23 protein-coding genes and 1 pseudogene are annotated in these 23,178 nt (G+C 49.7%); 14 read left to right on the forward strand and 10 right to left on the reverse strand.

Annotated elements, in window-relative coordinates; genetic code table 11:
* Window position 1: 1 nt before the first annotated feature.
* From AC0L73_RS00845 to AC0L73_RS00855, 3 genes are all read right to left on the reverse strand, one after another.
* A complete protein-coding gene (locus AC0L73_RS00845; RefSeq protein WP_227952088.1) occupies window positions 2-655 on the reverse strand; it encodes a DsbA family oxidoreductase in 654 nt (217 codons plus the stop codon).
* A gap of 70 nt (window positions 656-725) precedes the next feature.
* Window positions 726-1,289: a diguanylate cyclase domain-containing protein gene (locus AC0L73_RS00850; RefSeq protein WP_473654635.1), complete on the reverse strand. Its 564-nt coding sequence runs from the start codon at window positions 1,287-1,289 to the stop codon at window positions 726-728.
* 7 nt (window positions 1,290-1,296) lie between these two features.
* On the reverse strand, window positions 1,297-2,037 hold the full coding sequence (locus tag AC0L73_RS00855) for a hypothetical protein (protein ID WP_473654636.1): 741 nt from the start codon (window positions 2,035-2,037) through the stop codon (window positions 1,297-1,299).
* Window positions 2,038-2,231: 194 nt separating this feature from the next.
* Here AC0L73_RS00855 and AC0L73_RS00860 point away from each other — a divergent pair, with 194 nt between their 5' ends.
* Both AC0L73_RS00860 and AC0L73_RS00865 read left to right on the forward strand, forming a co-directional pair.
* Complete coding sequence (locus tag AC0L73_RS00860) at window positions 2,232-2,999, forward strand: glucose 1-dehydrogenase (RefSeq protein WP_473654637.1); 768 nt, start codon at window positions 2,232-2,234, stop codon at window positions 2,997-2,999.
* Window positions 3,000-3,008: 9 nt separating this feature from the next.
* A complete protein-coding gene (locus AC0L73_RS00865; protein WP_473654638.1) occupies window positions 3,009-4,262 on the forward strand; it encodes a flavin-dependent oxidoreductase in 1,254 nt (417 codons plus the stop codon).
* Between the two features lie 3 nt (window positions 4,263-4,265).
* Here the strand turns inward: AC0L73_RS00865 and AC0L73_RS00870 are convergent, their stop codons facing one another.
* From AC0L73_RS00870 to AC0L73_RS00885, 4 genes and pseudogenes are all read right to left on the reverse strand, one after another.
* A complete protein-coding gene (locus tag AC0L73_RS00870) occupies window positions 4,266-4,877 on the reverse strand; it encodes an NADPH-dependent FMN reductase (protein ID WP_227952092.1) in 612 nt (203 codons plus the stop codon).
* A gap of 171 nt (window positions 4,878-5,048) precedes the next feature.
* Window positions 5,049-6,085, reverse strand: a pseudogene (gene arsB, locus AC0L73_RS00875) (ACR3 family arsenite efflux transporter).
* 95 nt (window positions 6,086-6,180) lie between these two features.
* Window positions 6,181-6,693, reverse strand: coding sequence for an arsenate reductase ArsC (locus AC0L73_RS00880; RefSeq protein ID WP_227952094.1), 513 nt, complete (start codon window positions 6,691-6,693; stop codon window positions 6,181-6,183).
* A 15-nt stretch (window positions 6,694-6,708) separates the two neighbouring features.
* Window positions 6,709-7,038 carry an ArsR/SmtB family transcription factor gene (locus AC0L73_RS00885; protein ID WP_227952095.1) on the reverse strand — a complete coding sequence of 110 codons (330 nt, stop codon included), beginning with the start codon at window positions 7,036-7,038 and terminating at the stop codon, window positions 6,709-6,711.
* A gap of 160 nt (window positions 7,039-7,198) precedes the next feature.
* On the opposite strand from AC0L73_RS00885, the gene AC0L73_RS00890 reads away from it, so the two are divergent.
* Window positions 7,199-7,879 (forward strand): 5-formyltetrahydrofolate cyclo-ligase, encoded by a 681-nt coding sequence (locus AC0L73_RS00890; protein ID WP_227952096.1) that lies wholly within the window; start codon window positions 7,199-7,201, stop codon window positions 7,877-7,879.
* Here the strand turns inward: AC0L73_RS00890 and AC0L73_RS00895 are convergent.
* The gene (locus AC0L73_RS00895; protein WP_227952097.1) at window positions 7,876-8,919 is read right to left on the reverse strand and encodes an alpha/beta fold hydrolase; all 1,044 of its coding nucleotides are present in this window, start codon (window positions 8,917-8,919) and stop codon (window positions 7,876-7,878) included. The genes AC0L73_RS00890 and AC0L73_RS00895 overlap by 4 nt on opposite strands.
* 190 nt (window positions 8,920-9,109) lie before the next feature.
* Between AC0L73_RS00895 and AC0L73_RS00900 the strand changes: the two genes are divergently transcribed.
* The 3 genes from AC0L73_RS00900 (at window position 9,110) to AC0L73_RS00910 (ending at window position 11,278) form a co-directional block, all read left to right on the forward strand.
* A complete protein-coding gene (locus AC0L73_RS00900; protein WP_227952098.1) occupies window positions 9,110-9,835 on the forward strand; it encodes a carbonic anhydrase in 726 nt (241 codons plus the stop codon).
* Window positions 9,836-9,924: 89 nt separating this feature from the next.
* Window positions 9,925-10,746 (forward strand): helix-turn-helix domain-containing protein, encoded by an 822-nt coding sequence (locus AC0L73_RS00905; protein WP_473654639.1) that lies wholly within the window; start codon window positions 9,925-9,927, stop codon window positions 10,744-10,746.
* A 94-nt stretch (window positions 10,747-10,840) separates the two neighbouring features.
* Complete coding sequence (locus tag AC0L73_RS00910) at window positions 10,841-11,278, forward strand: VOC family protein (protein ID WP_227952100.1); 438 nt, start codon at window positions 10,841-10,843, stop codon at window positions 11,276-11,278.
* A 15-nt stretch (window positions 11,279-11,293) separates the two neighbouring features.
* Here the strand turns inward: AC0L73_RS00910 and AC0L73_RS00915 are convergent, their stop codons facing one another.
* A complete protein-coding gene (locus AC0L73_RS00915) occupies window positions 11,294-11,641 on the reverse strand; it encodes an antibiotic biosynthesis monooxygenase family protein (RefSeq protein ID WP_227952101.1) in 348 nt (115 codons plus the stop codon).
* Between the two features lie 308 nt (window positions 11,642-11,949).
* Between AC0L73_RS00915 and AC0L73_RS00920 the strand changes: the two genes are divergently transcribed.
* Entirely contained in the window at window positions 11,950-12,450 is a 501-nt protein-coding gene (locus tag AC0L73_RS00920) for a carboxymuconolactone decarboxylase family protein (RefSeq protein ID WP_473654640.1), read from the forward strand.
* 216 nt (window positions 12,451-12,666) lie between these two features.
* Here AC0L73_RS00920 and AC0L73_RS00925 read toward each other — a convergent pair whose 3' ends face one another.
* On the reverse strand, window positions 12,667-12,888 hold the full coding sequence (locus AC0L73_RS00925) for a response regulator transcription factor (RefSeq protein WP_473654641.1): 222 nt from the start codon (window positions 12,886-12,888) through the stop codon (window positions 12,667-12,669).
* A 215-nt stretch (window positions 12,889-13,103) separates the two neighbouring features.
* On the opposite strand from AC0L73_RS00925, the gene AC0L73_RS00930 reads away from it, so the two are divergent.
* The 7 genes from AC0L73_RS00930 to AC0L73_RS00960 all read left to right on the forward strand — a co-directional run bounded on the left by AC0L73_RS00930 (window position 13,104) and on the right by AC0L73_RS00960 (window position 22,921).
* Window positions 13,104-15,608 carry a PAS domain-containing protein gene (locus AC0L73_RS00930; RefSeq protein ID WP_473654642.1) on the forward strand — a complete coding sequence of 835 codons (2,505 nt, stop codon included), beginning with the start codon at window positions 13,104-13,106 and terminating at the stop codon, window positions 15,606-15,608.
* A 730-nt stretch (window positions 15,609-16,338) separates the two neighbouring features.
* A complete protein-coding gene (locus AC0L73_RS00935; protein WP_473654643.1) occupies window positions 16,339-17,691 on the forward strand; it encodes a protein kinase domain-containing protein in 1,353 nt (450 codons plus the stop codon).
* Entirely contained in the window at window positions 17,688-18,521 is an 834-nt protein-coding gene (locus AC0L73_RS00940; protein WP_473654644.1) for a PP2C family serine/threonine-protein phosphatase, read from the forward strand. The genes AC0L73_RS00935 and AC0L73_RS00940 overlap by 4 nt, the downstream gene beginning before the upstream one ends.
* 25 nt (window positions 18,522-18,546) lie before the next feature.
* On the forward strand, window positions 18,547-19,965 hold the full coding sequence (locus AC0L73_RS00945; protein WP_473654645.1) for a PrsW family intramembrane metalloprotease: 1,419 nt from the start codon (window positions 18,547-18,549) through the stop codon (window positions 19,963-19,965).
* Window positions 19,966-19,967: 2 nt separating this feature from the next.
* Entirely contained in the window at window positions 19,968-20,660 is a 693-nt protein-coding gene (locus tag AC0L73_RS00950) for a vWA domain-containing protein (protein WP_473654646.1), read from the forward strand.
* Window positions 20,661-20,672: 12 nt separating this feature from the next.
* Window positions 20,673-21,473 (forward strand): hypothetical protein, encoded by an 801-nt coding sequence (locus AC0L73_RS00955; RefSeq protein WP_473654647.1) that lies wholly within the window; start codon window positions 20,673-20,675, stop codon window positions 21,471-21,473.
* Window positions 21,474-21,778: 305 nt separating this feature from the next.
* The gene (locus tag AC0L73_RS00960; protein WP_473654648.1) at window positions 21,779-22,921 is read left to right on the forward strand and encodes a rhodanese-like domain-containing protein; all 1,143 of its coding nucleotides are present in this window, start codon (window positions 21,779-21,781) and stop codon (window positions 22,919-22,921) included.
* Window positions 22,922-23,178 lie beyond the last annotated feature (257 nt).

Consider the following 23,178-nt stretch of genomic DNA (forward strand, 5'->3'; position numbering starts at 1 on the left):
GTTATTCGGGCGCATCCGAAGAGTTTTCGGCTTCATCTGCGATTTTGTCAAACGCGGCGAGAAAGGCCGCAGGATCCTGAGCCCCCGAGACAGCATATTTGTCATTTAGGATAAAGAAGGGGACACCAGACACACCCATCTGGCGGGCTCGCATATCCTCTTGACTTACCAACTCACGATCAGCGCCATTTTCAAGCAGCTCCGCGACCAATGTCTTGTCCATGCCGGCCTCTTCCGCGGCGTCAATCAAAACAGCATGGTCCCCGATGTCTTCGCCATCGATAAAAAATCGGCGGAACAGAATTTCAACAAGCGCATCCTGACATCCGGCAGAACTCGCCCAGCGGATCAACCGATGCGAGTCGAGCGTGTTCGGGCTTCGTTCAATTTTTGAAAAATTAAAAGGAATATCAACATCTTGTCCCGCGACCTTTATGTTTTCATAAAGCTCCTTTGCACGTTCGGGGCTTCCAAATTTTCGGGCGGTGAATTCTTTCCGGTCCGCACCACCTTCGGGCATGTCGGGATGGAGCTGAAAGGGGTGCCAATTGATCTCCGCCTCAAGATCGGGACGTGCAGCAAGGGCGGCTTCTAGTTTCCGTTTGCCGATAAAACACCAAGGGCACACGGTATCGGAGACAATATCTATTTTCATACCCTGACTATAGGGCGACCGATAGGTCCATTCAAGGGGCAATTGGAACGATCGGTCCAATATGTGGATATTACGCGGCTTTTTCCTCGCTTAGGCCCGCGGACAATCCACGCTCAACGACATCTTCTATATTGTCGTTGGGCATAACTTCTGCAAGCCCAACACGCGTTTCCACGCGGATCGGATTCGTGAGCTGCGGGAGCGCAAATTCAGTCGCACGCAGCACTCCTTCCACTCGCTTGAGGGCGATAAGGGCCTCTACCTTCCGGGTACCGGGAAGGGCAACCAAGAAATGTCCGGGTTGGAGATGACTACAAAAGTCCTCTCCCCTGACAAGATTGGAAAGGGCCGAGCCGATCTGCCGAAGAAGCTGATCCGCGGAAGGATATCCATGCTGCTCCCTCACGCCATCCAGGTTCTCAATCATGATGGTCGCCACGCTCAGGACTTTGTGCTGAGCCGCATGATCCTGAAACATAACAGGCAGATGCGTCCGCATAAAACCACTGGAATAGAGGTCTGTCGGGCCATCCGCGACGGGATGTGGCTTGGCGACCCTGAATAATTTCTGGATGGCAAACCGATACCGATATTGTTGTATTTGCAGAGCGACCCTGTTAATCAACGCATCCATTTCAGTCTCATGAAGGATAACGTCCGACACGCCGTGAACAAAGGCGGCGCGGCGATTCTTCTGCTTCCTCCAGAACCATCAATACAGGCAGGTTATAAAGCTTTGTGTCCGCCCGAATATCATTGCACAGCCGGAGATTACTATCGCCATGACCAACACCGGAGAGGATAACGGCGTCAAAATTCTTTGACCGGAGATCCTCAATCGCCATTTCCGGATTTTTACAGATATGGATATTGGTTCGCGTATCGAGCCGCAGGAGAATATTACCCAACACCACCGTTTTGTTGCCGACGATCAGGATATTGGCCTCTCCGATATCCGGTTCAGGGGCAGTAACGGTCGATAGATCAACGCCATAACTTTCAGTGATCGCAAAACGCCGCGCAAGTTCCTGCTCCATCGTTTCCAGCCGCACAAGAGAGGCCACACGTTTGATCAATTCAAGATCGCAAAAGCCCGGAGAGATGGTCTGTATCCGGCATTTAAAGTCCGCAGGTCCAATCAATAAGGTAGGAAAAGAGTTTTCGACCGCCATTTTGGCAATATCCCTCACATTCACGTTGGCGGCATTGTTTTCACCATCGATCAGAATAAGGTCAAACGATTGATCTCCAAATTCCTGCTCAAACATCTCCAAAAATGACAGACGTGTAATGCGGTACCCTGCCTCAATCAGGCAGGGTTCTATGTTATTTGCCGAGCTGTCTGAGACAACCAGAAGATTTGCGGCGTAACGCATACTCATTTTCTCCAAAAAATACGAGCGGACAGTTTGACACGAAATTTCTTAAAATAACGTGAGTTTCCCCCAAATTCCGCCAACCCCGCCGGATGCACCGCCAGATAAGCAAATGGAACCTTGATTTTGCGCTGGGGACGGGAAATCATGTGGTTTAGGGAAAACAAAAATAACAAAATGCAAATCAGGAGATATTTTGTATGACATCGCCGCATAATCTTGAGGGGAAGCACGCGCTTGTAACAGGCGCTTCGTCCGGTCTTGGCCGACAGTTTGCGCTAACACTCGCACAGGCTGGCGCGAAGGTGACGCTTGCCGCGCGACGGACAGAGAGACTGGAAGCGCTGGCGGCGGAAATTGCGGCGTTTGATGGGCGGGCATTGCCGGTGCGAATGGACGTGACCGATGTCGCGAACATACAGGAGGCCATTCATGTTGCGGAAACAGAACTCGGGCCCATAGATATCCTCGTTAATAATTCCGGTGTCAGCGCTCAGTGCCGGGCCGAAAATGTCACCGAGGAAGATTATGATTATGTCATGGATACCAATGGGAAAGGTGCTTTTTTTGTCGCACAGGCTGTTGGGCAAAGCATGATCCGCCATGGTCAGGGTGGCAAGATCATCAACATCGCCTCGGTCGCCGCCTCGAGAGTGCTCAAACAGAGCGTCACCTATTGTATGTCTAAGGCGGCGGTGGCCCATATGACCCGTGCGCTTGCCGATGAATGGGGCCGATATAAAATCCAGGTCAATTGCCTGAACCCGGGTTATATTGTGACGGAGCTTAACCGCGATTATTGGGAAACAGAGCCGGGTAAGCGCCTCACTTCCAAACTGCCGGGACGCCGGGTCGGCGATCCGACCGACCTCGACGGGGCGCTTTTGCTGCTTGCCGGGGCCGGTTCCGATTTTATGACGGGCTCTGTAATCGCAGTGGACGACGGCATGACCGCACAAGGCTTTTAGGAAGGCTGTATGATGGAATTCAGTGGAATAATAGTCGGAGGAGGACTGGTCGGATTAACCCTCGCGCTTGCCCTTCATCAAAAGGGAATAAAGGCGCGCGTTTTTGAGGCTGTAAAAGAAATCAAACCTTTAGGAGTCGGAGTTAATCTTCTTCCTCACTCTGTGCAAAATCTCGCAAAGCTAGGCTTACTCGAGGAAATCGAGAAAGTCGCCATCAAGACTTCCAGCCTCGCTTATTTTACGGAGGACGGCAAAACCATCTGGCGAGAACCCCGCGGGCTGGAAGCAGGATATGAGGTGCCGCAATTTTCCATACACCGCGGTGATTTTCATATGATCCTTCTGAATGCGGCGCGCGACAGACTTGGGGCTGAAAATATCCTGACCGGACATCAGTTTTCAAGCTTTGAACAGGATACAAACAGCGTAACCGCCCATTTCACTGATCGTCAGACGGGAGAGCCCGCCAGTAGTGCGCAGGGGGATTTCCTTGTTGGTGCTGACGGGATCAATTCGCAGCTACGGCATCTCTTTTACCCAAACGAAGGCCCTCCAAAATATTCCGGGCAGATGCTCTGGCGTGGCGTAACGGAGATGGAGCCCTTTCTGGATGGCCGGTCAATGTTCATGGCTGGTCATAACGATCTCAAACTTGTTGCTTATCCAATCCGGACGGAGAGCGCGAGGCGCGGCAAATCCTATATCAACTGGATTGCAGAACGTCGTATCCCCTCCGACCTTGCCGCGCGGACTGCTGACTGGAACGAAACGGGCCAACTCGATGATTTCAAACCCCATTTTGCCGATTGGGATCTCGGTTGGCTCGATATCAACAAACTGTTTGATAATGCCCTGTCCATCCATAAATTTCCGATGGTTGACCGTGATCCGCTTCCGAAATGGTCCTTTGGTCGCGCAACATTGATGGGGGATGCGGCGCATGCCATGTATCCCAACGGGTCCAACGGCGTCTCCCAAGGGGTGCTGGACGCGATGACATTCGCTGACCTGCTCGACGGTGCGACGGATATTGAGGCGACGCTGACCGCCTATGAGGAGACCCGGCGGGAGGCAACCGCGAAAATCTCCCTCGCCAACCGCCAAACGGGGCCAGAATTGGTCATGCAGATGGTCAAGGATCAATGCTCTGGCAGTTGCGGGGCGACCCATAGCTGCATTCCGAAGGAAACACTGGAAGAAGTTGCAACCGCCTATAAAAAGCTCGCAGGATTTGACAAGCAAACCCTGAAAGCCACGAAGTAGCGTTTACATCCCGTTCTTGTAGAGCTTTAGGTTCTGTACCTTCTCACGGACCGGCTGTATCGCTTGTGCTGTTTCAATCAGAAATTCCAGTCCGTAGTTGAGACGCGCGGTAAGGATCTCATCCAACGCACTCGGCGGAGTGCTCATAAACAATCCCTCCACCTGACGGAGGATCATGTGATCAGGCATCCACCAGAGGAAATTGTTCTTGTAACCACTCATGCGAAGCTCAGCGACAGGGTAGGCACCGCCCATGCCCGAGCTCACCCCGATGAGTTGCGCGGGTTTATGAGCCAATTCCCCGCCATCACACATAAGGAGAAAATTCTTGAGGTGCGGCGGCACCATGCCCGCCCATTCCGGACTGATGACGACAAATCCATGGCATGATTTCAGGCGGTCAGAAATAGGCTTCCAGAACGCCTTGAGATCGCTACCACTTTCCCATTTTTCCTCACTCCAGAGCGGAATATCAAGATCGCGCAGCGAAAAATACTCAACTTCTATATTTGCATTAAAATTATCAACCAGAGAATTGATATATTTACCAATTCTTCCAGATTCTGATTTCTTTCGGATGCTGCCGACAATGATACCTATTTTTACTTCCGACATAAGTTATCATTCCTTAAAACATCTGGTATTGCATTTCATCATTTTCCCACCGGAGGGTCACCTTGGGCCGAAGGGCACGAGCCAGTTCCAAAGCTCCCGTCCAATATAAATGTTACAATGCAAAGTTTTTACCGGCAATAGATGATCCTCAACCGAGAGTAAACCGCGCGCCTAATCCGAACTGGAGAAAAGACCGCGTGTCCGGTTTGCAAAAGCGACGAGGGATAGCATCACCGGCACTTCCACCAGAACCCCGACGACGGTCGCAAGCGCCGCACCGGAATTCAAGCCGAAAAGACTGATGGCCACGGCAACGGCAAGTTCAAAGAAATTCGACGTTCCGATGAGAGCGCAAGGCGCTGCGACATTAAACGGAACACGCCACACCCAGGCGGCACCATAGGCGAGGGCGAAAATGCCATAGGATTGAATGACCAGTGGCACCGCAATTAACAGGATCAGGAGGGGCCGCTCCAATATAACCTGCCCTTGGAACCCAAACAATAGAACCACCGTCGCCAACAATCCTAAAACCGAAAATGGTTTCACCTTTGCCGTAAACTGATCAACCCGCGTCGAGGCCGTGGGAGACGATTTCGATCCGGTCAACAGATGTCGCGTGATAGCCCCTGCAAGTAGCGGGATCACCACATAGAGCGCGACGGAAAGGATCAACGTCTGCCAAGGCACAACGATATCGGTAATGCCGAGCAAAAAGGCGACTATCGGCGCAAAAGCAAAAATCATGATCACATCATTAACGGAGACCTGCACAAGAGTGTAGGTCGCATCGCCCTTTGTGAGTTGGGACCAAACGAACACCATGGCCGTGCAGGGCGCCGCACCGAGAAGGATCAGGCCCGCAATATAGCCCTGCGCATCTTCTGGTGCGATCAAGTCTGCAAATACATACTCAAAAAAAGCACACCAAGCGCCGCCATGGTGAAAGGCTTGATCAGCCAGTTGACCACTATCGTCAGGATTAATCCTTTAGGACGGTCGCCAATATGTTTCAGGCTGGCGAAATCCACTCCGACCATCATCGGATAGACCATAGCCCAGATCAGGACGGCAACGACAAAGTTGACGGACGCATATTCAAACAAGGCAATGGTCTCAAACAGGGCCGGGAACAGGTTCCCCAAAAGCAGACCGGAAATTATACAGAGAGCAACCCAAATGGAGAGCCATTTTTCAAAAAACCCGATGCTAGCTTCTACCGTTTTGTCCTTGCTGAGGTGTTCTTCTAAATTTTCTTGGGACAAGTATTACTTCCTTAAAATAATAGGTTGGGAACTATAACTTAAGAATCCACTTTATCGGTCTGCGTTCCAATCACATCAAGATGTTTCTGTAGAGACAACCGGTCAAGACTTGCAATCGGCAGGCTAGTGAAGATCGATATTCTGTTGTTTAGCATCCGGTAAGTGTCCATAAGGGCGAGGTTAATCTCCGCCTCGGTTCCATTGGCCGCCTTTGGATCGGGCACCCCCCAATGGGCCGACATCGGCTGACCCGGCCAGACAGGGCAAACCTCTCCAGCTGCGTTATCACAAACTGTAAAGACGAAATCCATTTCCGGCGCATCAAGACCTGCAAATTCATCCCAGGATTTTGATCTCGCAATGCCCGTATCGTGGTTGAGCTGTTTCAACAGCGCAATTGTACGGGGATTCACTCGTCCCTTCGGCGTGGAGCCCGCCGAGAATGCCTTGAATTTTCCCTGTCCGATCCGGTTCATAATGGCTTCCGCGATTATGGACCGTGTAGAATTGCCGGTGCAGAGAAACAAAACGTTGTAAACCGCTTCAGTCATTATAATCACCTAATGTTATGAACAGCTTATTTCATCAAATACACCTTCACAGATTTCCGGCCGCCCGTTACAGCAGTCATCCATCAGAAAGGAAAGCAATCCGCGCATGGCATCATAATCCGCAAAATACCGGACCGTTCTGCCCTGACGTTCATTCTTGATCAATCCGGCATTCATCAGGATCGACAGGTTCGTCGACATTGTGTTCTGCCGAACATTAAGGCTTTCACCGATTTCACCCGCGAGCATCCCTTCGAACCCCGCCTTGACGAGCAGGCGGAAGACATCAAGCCGTGTTTTCTGGCTTAAAGCCGCGAGGGCGCGTAATGTAGTATTTTCATCCATATATCTTGAATACTAGATACTTTTTATTCGCGCAAGGTAATTTTTGTTACATTTCTGGGTAACCAGAATTCGATTGCATTTCAGTTAGCCACTTTGCAAAATTTCCAGCAACTCTATATTGAATTATAGGGCAAATAAATTCTGTGATAGGGATAGAGCCATGGTGGACAACGACGATATCAAGACGGGCTTTGCATCACCTCCCTGCTATGCGCATGAGCTTGAGCTATATGACAACGGATATATGGGTATTGATACGCAGGCGGCCCTTGATGTCGCGCGCTGGCGCAAGGCCAAGCGCGAAGAACTGATTGCCGCCCGTTTAAAATTTTCCGTAAAAGACCGCCGCGCATTGGCTGAGGACATTACCGAAGAACTAGAAAGGATTATTTCCCCAAAAGCCGGCATGATCATCAGTCTGTACTGGCCGATGAAGGCGGAGTTTGACCTACGCGGCCAAATGAAGAAATGGGTGGAGCAGGGGGTCCGCATCGCCCTTCCCGTTGTAACAGTCAAGGCGCAGCCGATGATTTTCCGCGAATGGACGCCGGACGCTGAGATGGAGCCCGGAATCTGGCAAATCCCGACCCCTGTCAATACAGACGAGGTGACACCTCATGTGGTTATTGCGCCGCTGGTGGGGTTCGATAAGGACTGTTACCGGCTCGGTTATGGCGGCGGATATTTCGACCGGACCTTGGCGGCGCTAAAGCCGCGCCCTAGGGTGATCGGCATCGGTTACCCGGACAGCCAGCTATCTAGCATATTCCCTCAGCCATATGATATCCCGATGGATATGATTGTGACAGGGCGGGGCGAAGTGATGAGCTGCGAACACTAAGCTGAAGTACCATTGGGCCAAGCACCCGGCACTGACGTTGCCAGCCAATGAGTCAGGGCGGCATTGACCTGCCTTGGTTTTTCCTGCGCCATCCAGTGACCGCATTTGATATTCCGGATGGTGAGGTCGCTGCAATATTTCTTCATTGGCTCCGTCAAGGGCGAGCGGACGCATTCACATGTATAGTCATATTCCGCGAGGAGGAAGAGCGTCGGCAAATCGATATACCCCTCGTTCAATGCCGTCGCGGCATAGTCGGCGTTTGCCACATTATTCATATAGTAAGAATCAGGACCGAAAAAACCATTACGAACAAGGCCTTCTGCATAGATCTTGAGTTCCTCTTCGCTCAATACATCGTCATCGCGCGGGAGGTCGGGTGCTTCCTCCGCACCGCCATACCATCCGCCTTGTTTTCTCACAAACGCGGTGAGGGAAGGTTTATCGGTAAATCCGGGTTTGCCTTTACGCAAAAGAGCCTTCATCGAGTTATAAGGATTGGCATCGAAGACAGCGCAGGCACGAGCAAAATTCTCTTCATAGAAACGGATATACTCCCATTGCCCTGCCGGAAATTCCTCCTCCGGATAGAGTTCCCGGTCAATCATGGGAAGGATGGCATCCCAGCCCCTCTCCAGGCATCCATAAGGAACGCATAGATTGGCAACCGCGTGGCATCTATCCGGATGATGGCTCGCAATATTCCATACCGTCGGGCTTCCCCAGTCATGGCCCACCCAGACCGCCTTTTCATGGCCGAGGTTATCCAGTAACTCAATCATATCCGTGACGACCTCTTCCTGCGCATAGGCGCCGTGCTCATCATAAATGCCGGAACGGCCATAGCCCCGCATATCCGGCGCGATTCCTCGGAACCCAAGGCTTGCCATTGCGGGCAGTTGATGCCGCCAACTCAACGATAATTCCGGCCAGCCATGTACAAAAATGATAAGGGGCCCATCCTCTGGTCCGGCAGAAAGGTAAAACGTCGTATGCCGTGCGGTCTTGATGGCGTTTTCGGTGATTGTCATGATATTCATGGATTTCCCCAAATAGTAAGCTCGACGCGAATATTAAGTCTGATCCTACCACCCGCGAGACACCACCTGTCAACGACCCTCTCTGCCCGACTTAGGATCCATGGCTTTTTCCCACCTTGACCGCACTCGGATGATGTGAAAAAGTCTTTGAAACATACTTAAAAATGACAATAAGGTGAGGGGTATCTATATGTGCGATTTTCCGAGGAAACCTTCACCTGGAATTACCTTCACTCGGCGCCACCTCCTGAAGGCTGGCGCCTTTGCGGCCATAACGCCTTTCAGTATGTCGCACGCCTTCGCGGCAGGGGACGTTCCCGCGGCCAACGCCATTCCGCCGTCACTCGCTTTATCACGACTTGTGGAAGGCAATATCCGATATGCAGAGAACAGGCCGAATGAGCGAGATTTCTCCGCGGGACGCGCCACGCGGGCAAAATCGCAATTCCCGATTGCCGCCATCCTGAGTTGCGCAGATTCACGCGTCGCACCGGAGCTTCTCTTCGATCAGAATCCAGGCGATCTTTTCGTCATGCGGGTTGCGGGGAACGTCATGAGCACCAACTTGCTGGCCTCCCTTGAATATGGCGTCAAGTTTCTGGGCACACCGTTGGTTATGGTGCTCGGGCATTCCAATTGTGGGGCGGTCAGCGCCGCAATTAACGTCCTCAGGGATAATGCGGAGCTTCCGGGCCATTTACCAGAATTGATCTCGTCTATCAAACCGGCGGTTGCCGAAGCCAAAACAAAAAAACCGGATGACCTGCTGAAAAGTGCCATTGCGGAAAATGTCCGGATGCAGGTGGCCCAACTTAAAAAATCAACACCTATTGTCGACAGATACTACGCGGACCGGAAAATCGATATCGTCGGAGCCGTTTATGATCTAAAGACGGGACAAATTGGCCTTATCTAGTAATCGGCCGAATGCGCAGTTTCTGTTATTGAGGCCGAAGCTGATATAAAATAGCTTTGCTTTGCTGGATTGGAGGTTGTAATCGGACCATGATGCTCAGTCGACCGCCCATGCCCAACCTGACGCCGTTCGTAGATCTTCTATGGGCATCAGATGACGCCGTCCCGTCCAATCCAAAGGCATCCGCGAAAGAAATTGTACTTCCGACCGGCGCGACCCATATAGTTTTTCGCCTCGGGGAGACGCCACTGCAACTCTATGCTGCTCCTGATGATACAACGGCTCAGGATATCGGAAATGCCCTGATCGGTGGCCCGCGCGCAGGCTCCTACATCAAGGCCACCTCAAACCGCGAGCCCACGGTCGGCATCATGCTGCGACCCGGCGCGGCAGAGCTTATGCTGGGTGTCTCGGCCCTTGATCTCGCAGAACGGCATACAAGGATAGACGATATCTGGTCGCACGCGCAGATTGATGAAATCCGGACCCGGTTGCAGGAAACGCTAAATCTCGAAGAGCGCCTGTCAATTATTGAGGGATATCTCTTGATCCGCCTGCCGCGGATGCAAGGCATTCATCCGCTAATTATGCATTCGCTGGAGCAATTCCGCCTGTCATCCCCAGTTGGGAAGGTTGTTGAGAAAAGTGGCTTCAGCCATCGTTATTTTACCAAGCTCTTTACAGAGACGGTAGGCCTCCGGCCCAAAACATACTGTCGCGTCTTGCGTTTTGGCCGCATCCTGGATCGAATACAGTCAGAACCCAACATCGGCTGGGCCGCTCTCGCCATTGACGAGGGATATGCCGATCAAGCGCATTTGAACCGGGATTTTCAGGCATTTACCTCCCTCACGCCGGGCGCCTATCGCAAAGCCGCCCCAACGGCTCCCCGCCATATTCCCTTGCCCTGACGGAGCGCCGTAGGCAGGTCAAAAATATTCAATACTGCGAAACCTACTTACAGCATAGTTGGCAGGAAAATTACAGAAAGTCAGGAGGCCCCTTATGTCAATTCATGAAGTCTATATCTACCTGCGCGCCAGGAATGCCGAAAAAGCTATTGCCTTTTACAAAGATGTTTTCGGCGCAACCGAGAAATTCCGCCTTGTTGAGCCGGGCGGACGGATCGGCCATATCGAGTTATCGCTCGGCAATACAGTGATTATGCTGTCCGACGAATTTCCCGAATTCGATATCCATGCACCAAGCACGGAGGCGCCGAACGGTGTATCGATACATCTTCATGTCGATGATGCGGACGCGCTTATCTCTAAATGCGCCGCCGCAGGTGCAACTGTGATCCGCGAGGCCGCAGACGCCTTTTATGGGGAGCGTTCCGGCACGATCCGGGATCCCTTCGGCCATAACTGGATTATCGGTCATTCAATTGAAGAGGTTGAACCGGAAGAAATGCAGCGCCGCTATGATGCGATGGGGGGCTAGGCGCCGCAAGCTTGGCTAATCCGCGTGTTTTGCCTTGCTGTCTAACGGGACCTGATCCCGATCATTCATACCATAGTCGCGAATGACACTGGCAATACGTATTCGATAGTCCTTGAATACCTCTGCGCGTCCTATGGTCTGGGCATTGCGATGCGCCGATATGTTACGCCATTGCTCTATTGCCGCTTCATCGCGAAAGAAAGAGATGGAAAGAATTTTTGACTCATCCGTCAGGCTTTGAAATCGCTCGACCGAGATAAAGCCGTCTATTTCTTCCAGCGTCGGGCGCAGGCTTGCCGCAATATCCAGGTACTGCTGTTTATGCTCTTTATGCGGATACACTTCAAATATGACAGCAATCATAATTCGCAACCTTTCTAAGACTAATGCAGAATACGAAACCACTGTGAGAGGGCGCAAGTCATAAAAAATAACCTCAAAACGGGTTAGCCCGAAAATACTTCCTAATAGGGAAACAGGATGCGAGTATTTTAAGTGGTATTCGCTTCATCCTTCGACAAAACATTAGTTTGGCGAAAGGGTTACTGGTATGAAAGCAATATATTCGAATAAAATGGAAAATAGAACATGAGTGAACAACCTGTCAGCCGGCTCGCCCCCTTCAACCCGAAGAAATGACACCGCAGCAAAAAGTCGTTTATGAGGATATAATGGCGGGCCCCAGAGGGAGCATGAAGGGGCCATTCAATGCATGGCTGCGTAGTCCTGCTCTCATCGATCCAGCACAGAAGCTGGGTGAGTTTTGCCGCTTCAGGACCAGCCTTGGTGCCCGTCTTTCAGAAATTGCAATCCTTGTTACCGCTCGAAAATTCAAATGCCAGGTCGAATGGTTCCTTCATGCAAGGCTCGCAATTGAGGCAGGACACAGCCAAGCGACCATTGATACGCTAAAGGCAGGAAACCGTCCTGATTTTTCATCGGTGCCCGGCGGCGATACAGACAAGGAAAACATGGTCTATGACTATTCCGTCGCTTTGGTTAGGGATGGCCGAGTCGACGACGAAACTCATACCCGTGCTATTAATCTATTTGGAGAGCAAGGGGTAGTCGAACTCGTGGGGATTATCGGTTATTATCATCTTGTATCCCTGACCCTCAACGCGTTTAACGTCCCGCTGCCTGAAACTGGCGAACTGCCTTTTCCAGAATAGCAGGGTACACAATTAACCTAGCGTTGGAAACTTGGTGTCGAGCCGCACTTGGTAGACGTTAAATTTACTCTTGTTACCTTACCAAATCAGAAACTGTTGTTATGAGTTGTTTTATATCCAAGGGTTTCGCAAGGGACGCGTCCGCTCCAAGTTTATTCGCCATTTCCAGAAAAGAATTTTCTAAAAATTCACCACTCCCCGATATTACCAGAACCTTTATATCGGGGCAGGATTTTTTAACTCCATCAAGGTTTCCAGGCCGTCTTTATCCGGCATCAAAATGTCTGTAATCACGACATCAACATGTTCTGTTTGAGCAATTTCAACACCCTCCACACCCGACGGAGCCGAAACAACGTCAAAGCCGTTTTCAGTAAGCGCGTCCTCCAAAAGCAATCTAACCGCGTCATCATCATCGATAATTAATATAGCAGGCATTCAGTCCCCCTGTATCGTGCCGCTCATTCTACTCGACTATCCTGATTGGATAATATGCTATTTCCTACATAAAGGGTATTTGAAATGTGCTTGCTGGAATACCTCAAGACAATATTAACCAACTGAATTGATAATGCAGAGTTCGAATGGGCAAAAGCTAGATAGATACCCGGTCAACCTGACCGCAACATTTATAAAATGAGTAAGGCCGCAAAATGACGATATTTGCGAATAAGCATGAAGAAGAGTCAGAGCGCCTTAAAACGCTAAGGCGTTTTGCCATTCTCGATACCCAGCCTGAAAAATGTTTTGACGATATTACCAAATTGGCCGCAAAGCAGTTTCAAGTCCCTGTTGCTCTTGTTTCACTCGTTGACGAAAACCGTCAATGGTTTAAGTCCAGAATTGGGCTCCAGGAGACAGAGGCAGAAATCGATCGTGATGTTGCGTTTTGTGGACATGCCGTATTGCAGGAAGATGTTTTGGTTATTCCAAACGCTTTCGAAGACGAGCGTTTTCGTGATAACCCACTTGTTGTCGATGAACCAAAAATAAGGTTTTATGCCGGCGCCCCGTTAAAGGCTGCGAATGGCCACAAGATAGGGACTTTATGTCTTCTTGATTATAAGCCGAGGCCGCCTCTCACTGATCAGGAAAAGACACTCCTTCAGGGACTCGCTGATATCGTTATCGGCGCGTTTGAGATGCGACTAGCCACAGGTGTCGTAAAATCCGAGATAGAAAGCAGGGTCAATGCTGAAATAAAACTCGAAGCCACTCAGAAGCAGATGCAGCTATTTATTGAACATGCCCCGGCGGCAATCGCAATGGTTGACAAGGATATGAGATACATCATGGCCAGCCAGAGATGGTCCAGTATCTACGATCTCGAAGAAGAGACAATCATTGGCAAATCTCACTATGACGTTATTCCAGACGTACCAGATTTCTGGAAGGAAGATCATCGGCGGTGCCTTGCGGGAGAAATCATCAAGCATGAAGACGACTGTTTTAAACGTAAGGACGGATCAATAGAATGGACGCGACGGGAATTGCATCCCTGGCATAATTCAGAGGGAGAAATTGGCGGCATCATCCTGTTTAATGAAGTGATCACTGAACAGAAAAAAACAGCGGATATACTTCAGCGCAATACTACTTTCCTCGATACTGTTCTTGAGAATATTCAAGAGGGTATAGTGGCCTGTGACGCCGACGGCTATCTTTCACTATTCAATTCGGCCGCGCGAAGTTTCCATGGCTTGGATAAAAAATCGATACCGCCTGAAGAATGGGGTGAACATTATGATCTCTTCCAGGCAGATGGAGAGACGCCCCTTGAAAAAGAACAAATCCCTTTGTTTCGCGCATTTAATGGTGAGCGTGTAGAAAACGCCGAGATGGTTATTGCGCCAAAAGGCCTGTTGCCACGACATATAGTCGCGAAAGGTCAGGCCCTGTTTGATGATAACAATAACAAGCTGGGAGCTGTGGTGTCGATGCAGGATGTTACCCAGCAACGGATTGCTGAAGCTCAATTCAGACAGGCGCAAAAAATGGAAGCCGTTGGACAACTGACCGGAGGATTGGCTCATGATTTTAATAATCTGCTCACAGTCATTCTGGGCAATTTACAGCTCCTTGAAGGTGCATTAGATGCCGATCAGAAAAATGCCCGCAGAGCTAAATCTGCCGCAGACGCAGCTCAGAAAGGAGCTCAGCTGACCAAAAGGCTTCTCGCGTTTTCGCGTAAGCAGGCGTTAGAGACCGAGGTGCTTAATATAAACGATCTGGTGTTTGGCCTGGAAGATTTGTTGGGGCGCACTCTTGGTGAAATGATTGACCTGGAAATATCTATTGATGAAAATCTATGGCTAGTGGATTTGGATAAACACCAGTTAGAATCCGCCATTCTCAATCTCTGTGTTAATGCTCGCGACGCAATGGGGGGAGCGGGGAAACTCACAATTGAGACAAAGAACGTAACTTTCACCAAAAAGCCAGCGAATACTAAATATAACATGCAAGTTGGAGATTTTGTTTTGATCGAGGTTACCGATACGGGAACCGGTATCGAAAAATCTGCGTTGGAAAAAGTATTCGAACCCTTCTTTACAACTAAGGAAGTAGGTGAGGGAACCGGCCTTGGATTGAGCATGGTATATGGATTTACGAAACAGTCCGATGGCCATGTTTACATCTATTCTGAGGTTGATGTTGGTACAAGCGTGAAGATGTATTTCCCAAGAAGCGGTGCGTTGATGACGGGGTGCGATCTTGAAACAGACGTCGACACCATAAATGTGGGAGGCAGGGAGCGCATTTTGGTCGTAGAGGACGATGAGGATGTAAGAGCTATCAGCACTGCAATGCTGGAAGACTTGGGATACGACGTATGTGAGGCAGAAAATGGAGTATCGGCGCTTCAACTTCTGCAAACTTCTGAACAATCCTTTGATCTGCTGTTTACCGATATCGTCATGCCAGGGGGTATTTCGGGCCCGCAATTGGCGAAAAAGGCCACAGCGCTATTCCCGACGATCAAGGTGCTCTTTACCTCCGGATTTTCTGAAGCCGCGGTTCTTCGAGATAATGAAATCAGTCAATCTAAAAATCTGATTAGCAAACCTTTTCAACTGGATGATCTGGCTAAAATGGTGAGGGCTCTGCTTGATCCGCCGTCAAAACTTTTGGAAGTTAGTGGACTTGATGGACAGTAAAATTCTCATTATCGATGACGACATTGCCGTCAGCAGCCTATCAAGGATGTTACCGAAGAGGTAGGGTTTAAGGTTATTGTCACCCATTGTGCCGAGGGCGTAGAAAATAAGTCCGAGCTCTTCTCTCTTCAATCAATCGGTGCAAAAAATATCAAGGGTACTATTTCCATAAACCTATGCCCGCTGAAGAGTTTACAAAGATTCTAATGCATTCAAAGGAAACCGAATTGGATTAGTTACATCTGAGATTTACTCTTATTCGCCGTCGCATTTTGAGTTCAAAGGAAGTGCAACTGCCATCCGCGTTTTGTATAATTAGCAACAATTAGCGGGAATTAAAAATTCAACCTGAAGGAATTGTGGCGGAGAGTCGGGGATACTGTCGCGTTTTTCAGATGTAATTATTTCAAGGGGTTAGGGCAACACTGCCCCCTTGAATCGGTTAATCCTATACAGTCCGGTGGGTTTTCAATTGATTGCAAACTGCCAATTTATGCCGTTTTACTTATTGCTACATTCGCTTGGTAAGGGCTATCAAACAATTAAATTTGTTGAGCGAAATACGGTGATTTTTTTAAGTAAGTCGTTGATTATTTGCACTTTCCTGACCAAAAATATGAGCAACTTAGATCATTAAGTTTGCCAAGGATATCTTCGTATGAATATATTATCATGAATGGAGTTGGCTTTGACGCCTTCCATACGAAAATATTAGAAGGGGAGGCGCGGTATGAAAGTTCCCGCGGCTGGGGCGGTAATGTCAGGTCAGTCCTTCGCTACTTTGAGCGGAAGACAAGGACGCATTGGAGAGTTACTTGGGGCAGGCGGACAGGGCGAAGTCTACCATGTCGTTGTTGATGGTCTGCCTTTTGCCCTGAAGTGGTATCACCAACACTACACAGAAATTGATACAGGATTAAGGTTGCGGCTGGAACGTGGCGTTAGACGGGGCGCCCCGACAACTGATTTTCTTTGGCCCCTTGACCTTGTCGAAGTCCCCGGGAATAGTAGCTTTGGTTATATTATGCCGTTGCGGAAAAGCGACTTCAGAGGCATTCGCGACCTGATCTCGCCGCCACCACATCGTCTAGAGTTAACTCTTGCCAGCCGAATTATTCTTTGCCAACAACTTGCCCATAGTTTCTTTGAACTGCATGCCGCAGGTTTCTGTTATCAGGATATAAATTTTGGCAATATATTTGTTAATCCAGATACGGCGCGTATTCTCATCTGCGATAATGACAATGTAAATATAGATGGTGCCGACGCGAGTATTTATGGCACACGAAAATTTATGGCGCCGGAAGTCGTTCGCCGAGAATCCTTGCCAAACAGCCGCACCGATCTGTTTTCAATGGCTGTTTTGTTTTTCTATTCCATTTTCGGATGGCACCCGCTTGACGGTCGCAGAGAAAACGATATCAGTGTCTTGAATCCCGAGTTAGAAATGTCTCTTTATGGCACAAATCCTATTTTCCTGTTTGATCCAGATACAGATGAAAACGGGCCCGTTGACGGTGTGCATGACTGGATTGTTGCACGGTGGCAAAGCCTGCCTCATACTTTGCGGCAGCTATTTATTCGCTCATTTACGGTCGGGCTTCACGACCCATCTTTGCGGGTGCTTGAAACGGAATGGATGAATATCTTAAACCTCATTCCAGGTTCAATTCATATCTGTCACGATTGCAGTTTTGAGCATGTCATATCAATAGAACTAAATAAGCCCACTGCGCCTAGTGAATGCCTTTGTTGCGGAGAAGCCCCGGAATATTCTCCTATTTTATTACTTGGATCTCGCATCATTGTCTTGAATATTGGGCAAGAAATCCGCGCCGAACACCTAGATAGTGCCGATGATGCGATCACTATTATGGCAAAAGTTGAATCTCACCCCACTCGGGTTAATTTAATAGGGCTTCGCAATTTGACCAACGCGCCATGGCGGGTATCCCTTCCCGAGGGAACGTCGCATATCGTCCCTTCAGGACAAGCCGTCCGTATTGCGCCTGGTACCACCATTGAATTTGGTAAATCCATCGGCACCATATCTGATGTAAATATGCTGGAGCCTACTTCATGAGTTTTGATTGCCCTGACTGGAAGATAGCTGGCGCCTCAGTACGAGGAGCTGCGCATTCTCGTTCCGGCCGTCCTAATCAAGATGCCGTCATGTTTCTGCCCGATACAGGGACCGGGACCCGAATTGTCGCCGCGGTTTCGGACGGTCATGGATCCGCACCATATTTTCGCTCGTCGACTGGTGCCAGACTTGCAACTCAGGGAGCCGCGGACATATTAGCATGGCATCTCGACACGCCAGACGAGGACGAAATAGAGGGGGCGCTGGTCGGTGAAATTATTTCCCACTGGCAAACATCGGTGATCGCTGATCTGGACACTAATCCTATTTCAGAAGAAGAGGGCCATTACCCTAGTCGTTCTGCATTTACACCTTATGGTACAACACTGATTACGGCTGCCGCGAATGAAAACATTGCAATTTTGCTGCAAATTGGGGATGGCGACTTACTACTCGGCTACGCTGACGGCAACATAGAGCGTCCACTACGTGACGACGTCGGTTTGCAAGGCGAAGAAACCTACTCTCTATGCCAAGATGATGCAGGCCAGTATTTTAGGATAGCCACAATGTGGAACCAAGGGGATCAACGTTGGCCTGACTTTTTACTTCTTGCAACTGATGGCGTCGCCAAATCGTTTCGTGATAACTCTGGTTTTGAAGAAGCCATAAAACATTTGCGCACACTTGCGCATAACAATTGGGAAGAAACAATAGAAGCGCTTCCAGCCTGGCTGGAAGAAGTCTCCAGCAATGGCAGTGGGGATGACAGCACGATATGTATTGCCATCCGTACTGATACCGACATGCCCAGAAAGGACAAAGAATAATTATGGCCAAGAAAAAAAGCCTGTTATGCCCACGGTTCCCCGTGATCATGACGAAGCAAGTTTTTCGGAACTGGTTCCATTTCGCTCCAAAAACATAAAAATATTCAAAAGCCCACTATTCTTGCTTACCATTCTGCTAGCCATTGGCGTGCCGTTTTTATTCGCTGCAATGGGCGGCGTTCTAGGAAATCCGGATGCTCAGCAGCGGTTCGGTACTTTGGTTACTATCAACCTGGTTATCTGCTTCTTCGTTGTCATGTTGTTTCAACTGATGATTTTCTTTTATTCCCGCACATCGCGACCCATCTGGACATATATGTTCCCGTTTGCCGCTGTTTGTGTGATCATGATGACCCCCCTGATTACGCCTTACTTCTTCGTTTTCCGTACAATTCTTCCGGGCAACATCGGCTCAGGACCAAATGCAAACTTTATCATGACATTCATCGGAATGTTCTTTGGCGCTGGCCTGATGGAAGAATTATTGAAAGCCACACCTATCCTATTCGGGGCATGGTGGACTCTCAAGGCCGACACCAAACCTAGTTTGAAAGAAAATATTTTCTGGAAGGTAATTCACGTGCGCGGGCCGCTGGACGGCGCACTTATGGGAATTTTTGCAGGCGGCGCCTTCACATTTATTGAAACCGGCACGCAATATGTTCCCAATATGGTCCAGAGTATTGCAAAGGAAACAGGTGATCTTTCGCTCGGCATGGCGGGCGGATTGCTACTTCTTATGCCTCGAGTGCTTGGTTCATTGGTCGGGCATATGGCCTATGCAGGCATTGCCGGATATTTCATTGGCCTTGCCGTTATTCGGCCAAAACAGATGTGGAAGTTAATGGCGATCGGTTGGCTTGCCGCCTCAATCATCCACGCATTATGGAACAGTGTTTCCGTTATTTCGCCCATGTTACAGTATGTTATTGCGGGCATTTCCGCCGTCGGGCTGGTTGCTGCAATTTTAAAAGCTCGACACATTGAAGCAAAAGATGCGGGCCGTACTGCGGAAAGTTTCGGATCCATCGTTGTCGGAGATGACGACAAGCCAAAAGAAAGGCCGGTCACAACTGCGCCGCCGCCACCCGCGCAGGCCAAGGTAGCTCCGGCTCCAACTGCGGCACCGGCCGTCAATAAGGAAGAAATATTGATGCTTGATATAGAGGGGCTGCAAATTCCGCTCAGGGCAAATAGTGTTATCGATTTGGGGAATGAACCTGCACTCGACGGGCGTGGTGCCGGGGTTGCCGGTTCCATCGTGCCTCATCCCACCCGTGAGAACGTTATTGGGCTTCGAAATAGTGGCGCTGCCGCTTGGTCGGCAACTTTACGCGATGGCAGCAAGCAGATGATTGAAATCAATCAAAACATCCGCCTGGCGCCCGGCGTTACAATAGATTTCGGCAGTAACTTGATTGGCACTGTCGTGGGGCTGGGGTAGTAATGGCTAAAAAAATTCTACTCGATCCCGCCGCAATCGCACGCCGGCAATTACAAATACTGCTAGCCATCGACTGCTCAGGATCGATGCAGGGCGACCGTATTGCCTCCTTGAATTACGCGATGCGAACTGCCTTGCCGGAGTTAAGAAATGTTGCGGCGGATAATCCTGAAGTCGACGTTAGAATGAGTGTATTGCGATTTTCATCCACTGCAGAATGGCAAATCGAAGCCCCGGAACCTGTAGAAAATATTCAATGGACTGATCTGAAGGCAGAAGGGGAGACCCATATGGGGGATGCACTGCGCCTCCTAGCCGCCAGGTTGACCCCAGAAGCTATGCCAGGGCGACAACTTCCGCCCGTTTTGGTGCTGGCATCTGACGGATATCCAACGGATGATTTTGAATCCGGGTTCGACGCATTCTTTGCAGCTGACCTCACAAACTCTGCGATCCGGCTGGCGATAGCAATAGGATCCGATGCTGACAACGACATACTTGGCCGCTTTATCCGCCATCCAGACCTAAAACCACTAAAGGCAAATAACGCAACCGACCTCGTAAAATATATCAAATGGGCGACTACCGCCCCCGTTAAAGCAGCATCATCACCAACAAATTCACCCAATCCACTCCAAGAGTTCGCACAGGAAATTGATGAAGATCAACCCGTGACGAGCGATATTATCTGGTAAGAGGAAACAGTCATGTCCGTTGAAGATCGCCTATATACTCTTGTAGACCAATGCCGGCAGCAACAGGGTGATGGTTTCCTCCAATCTCCCGCTATGATTGTACCGCGCCTCAGCAGTCAGGCGCCAGATCTGCATGCCGAAATAAAGGCATTGTCCTCGGCTTTAGCAATGAATGCAGTCAGTCGTATTGAAAGTGCCAGCGATAGCGACGCTGAAACTGAGAAAATCAGGAATGAAATAGCCGTAAATGAAAAATTGTCAGCAGGTGTTGTTGAGACTGCTTTAAACGTTGCCAAAAGAATGGGGCCCTTGGCACCGACAGCTAGTGGTGCGGCGGCACCAGCAAGCGATGAATGGGCCGGGGATTCTGTTGTTGTAGGCAGCACCCCCACAACACCGCAACATCAACAATCGCATACAGGCTCAACCGGCCAGCAGACACAAGATCAGCACGAAGAAGATGATGATGACGAAGAAGAGAAACCTCCCATTTGGAAGGACAAGCGTGTGATTGGAGGTGCAGCTATTGCTTTGGTAGCATTGCTATACTTTTCGCAGCAACAGGGAGGAGGGCAGCAACCAGCCCCCAACCAAATCCGCAACCTGCGCCACAGCCAATGCCGCAACCCGGACCGCAACCTACACCACAACCTGGACCTCAGCCAACGCCCCAACAACCCGTACAGCAAACGTTACCCTTGCTTCAGCCTCCGAATGGTCAATTACCAACCATACAAACTCAGCAAATGCCAAATGGTAGTCTGGGTCTTAGCTTTTCTGTTACTACACAGGCGGGACAAGCCCCAGCCATGATTATGTTGCCTGCTGGAAGCTGGGACGGAGGAGAAGCTATGTTTGGTGTCTGGCGCCCAGGGGTTAATTATAACACAACCAACCCAGATACTCTGGGCAGTGGGTTTTTGATACCCTACAATATAAATGGTGCACCAGTTCGGGCCGTGATCCCCGTGTGGCAGCAGGATAATATGGGGTTCGGCGGCGTCTGTATCGCATTTATGGGCTCCGGTGGACAAGATGTGCAATTAAAGGGCTCGACCATGTGTGTAATGGATGGAAGCTGTCAACAAGCAGCCGCATGTGGCCGGATACAATAAAAAATGACCGGAAATACTCCTACATATGATTCACTAGCAGAAGTCTTGAAGACCCTTGTCGAACGATTTGGCAGTGAAATTTTCAATGATCGCAGAAGATTGGTATCACTGCTCGCGGACCATTTGCCGGAAGCCAAGCGAGAACTACGCGTTGTACGTTCCGCTGTGGATGAAGGCGTCCCCTCGGCACTTATCAGTACAGAGCGTCATCTATCCGGAATTGAGATGGACCGTCAAGCAGGCCGCCTTGAAGCCGGCACAGGACTCCGTATTGATATTGCCCGGCAGGTCGTCCGGGCTTTCGCTTATTCTCTCGGACTCGGTCCATTGCCGTCGGTATATGAAACTCCGTCATCAGATGGCGAAGTGTCTTCACAATCCTCTGGCGACAATTGGGCCGGTCTTTCGCAACCAGTACAATCTGAGACCGGAGGGAAAGCAACCAATTTTCCGCCTAAAAATATCAATACAAACAGCCAAAAAAAGGACACAACGAAAAAAGCAGAAAACACCATCACTATCGGCCAGTTTACGTTTGATCGCAAGTACGCGGCGGTTGCCCTCGCTATTGGTGCTGTTGTTATATTTGGTATCCTGGATCAATTCGGCGGTGATGACGCCATTCCATCCCCCGATAACAATGACCCGGTGGTAGTGAATAACAATCCTGTCGATACCACCGGTTATGCAAACGAGCTGACAAACTGGGGGGTGCCAGCTAAATCAACTCTTGAAAGCAATGTTGGCTCTGCAACGCCTATTTCAATTCCTGTAGGTCGACGCGTGACGACTGGCGAGGTCCAAAACATGATTGCGCGAGACGCCTCAGTTCAGCTAATTGATGTGCTGGCAAATTCTCATGGATCCACCATAAAAAATTCCGTCTTTATTCCCTCTGGTGGGTATGGCGGCAACTTCAACGACAATGCTCAACAAAATTTTGTAGCGTCGCTCCGATCGTTGTTTGGAAGTAATACATCTATACCGACTATTTTCTTTTGTGCCGGGTCAGAATGCTGGGAATCTTATAACGCGGTGCTTCGGGCCAATGCAGCCGGTTATAGCAACCTTTACTGGTATCGTGGAGGTCTGGCATCCTGGAGTGCCGCAGGGCTACCAATGGAGCCAACGCCACCTCCTCGTTAAATATGCGGTCTTGGTAAGGATTGGTAATATTTGTAAAACAGCACACGGGGAGAAACCGCCGCGTTTTTCAAATGTAATTATATAAAGGGGTTAGGGCAACACTGCCTCCTTGGATTGGTAAATTCTGCACCAGTCCAGTGGATTTGCACTTAATTGCAAAATATTGGTTATGCGGAAATGGGGGTTTGTGTTTCCCGTTGGAAAGTTAGATAACTTCAACAATAGAATAACAGCAGGACTTATTTTATTACACCGGT

It is taken from the genome of Sneathiella sp. D3-11, from assembly GCF_055809395.1.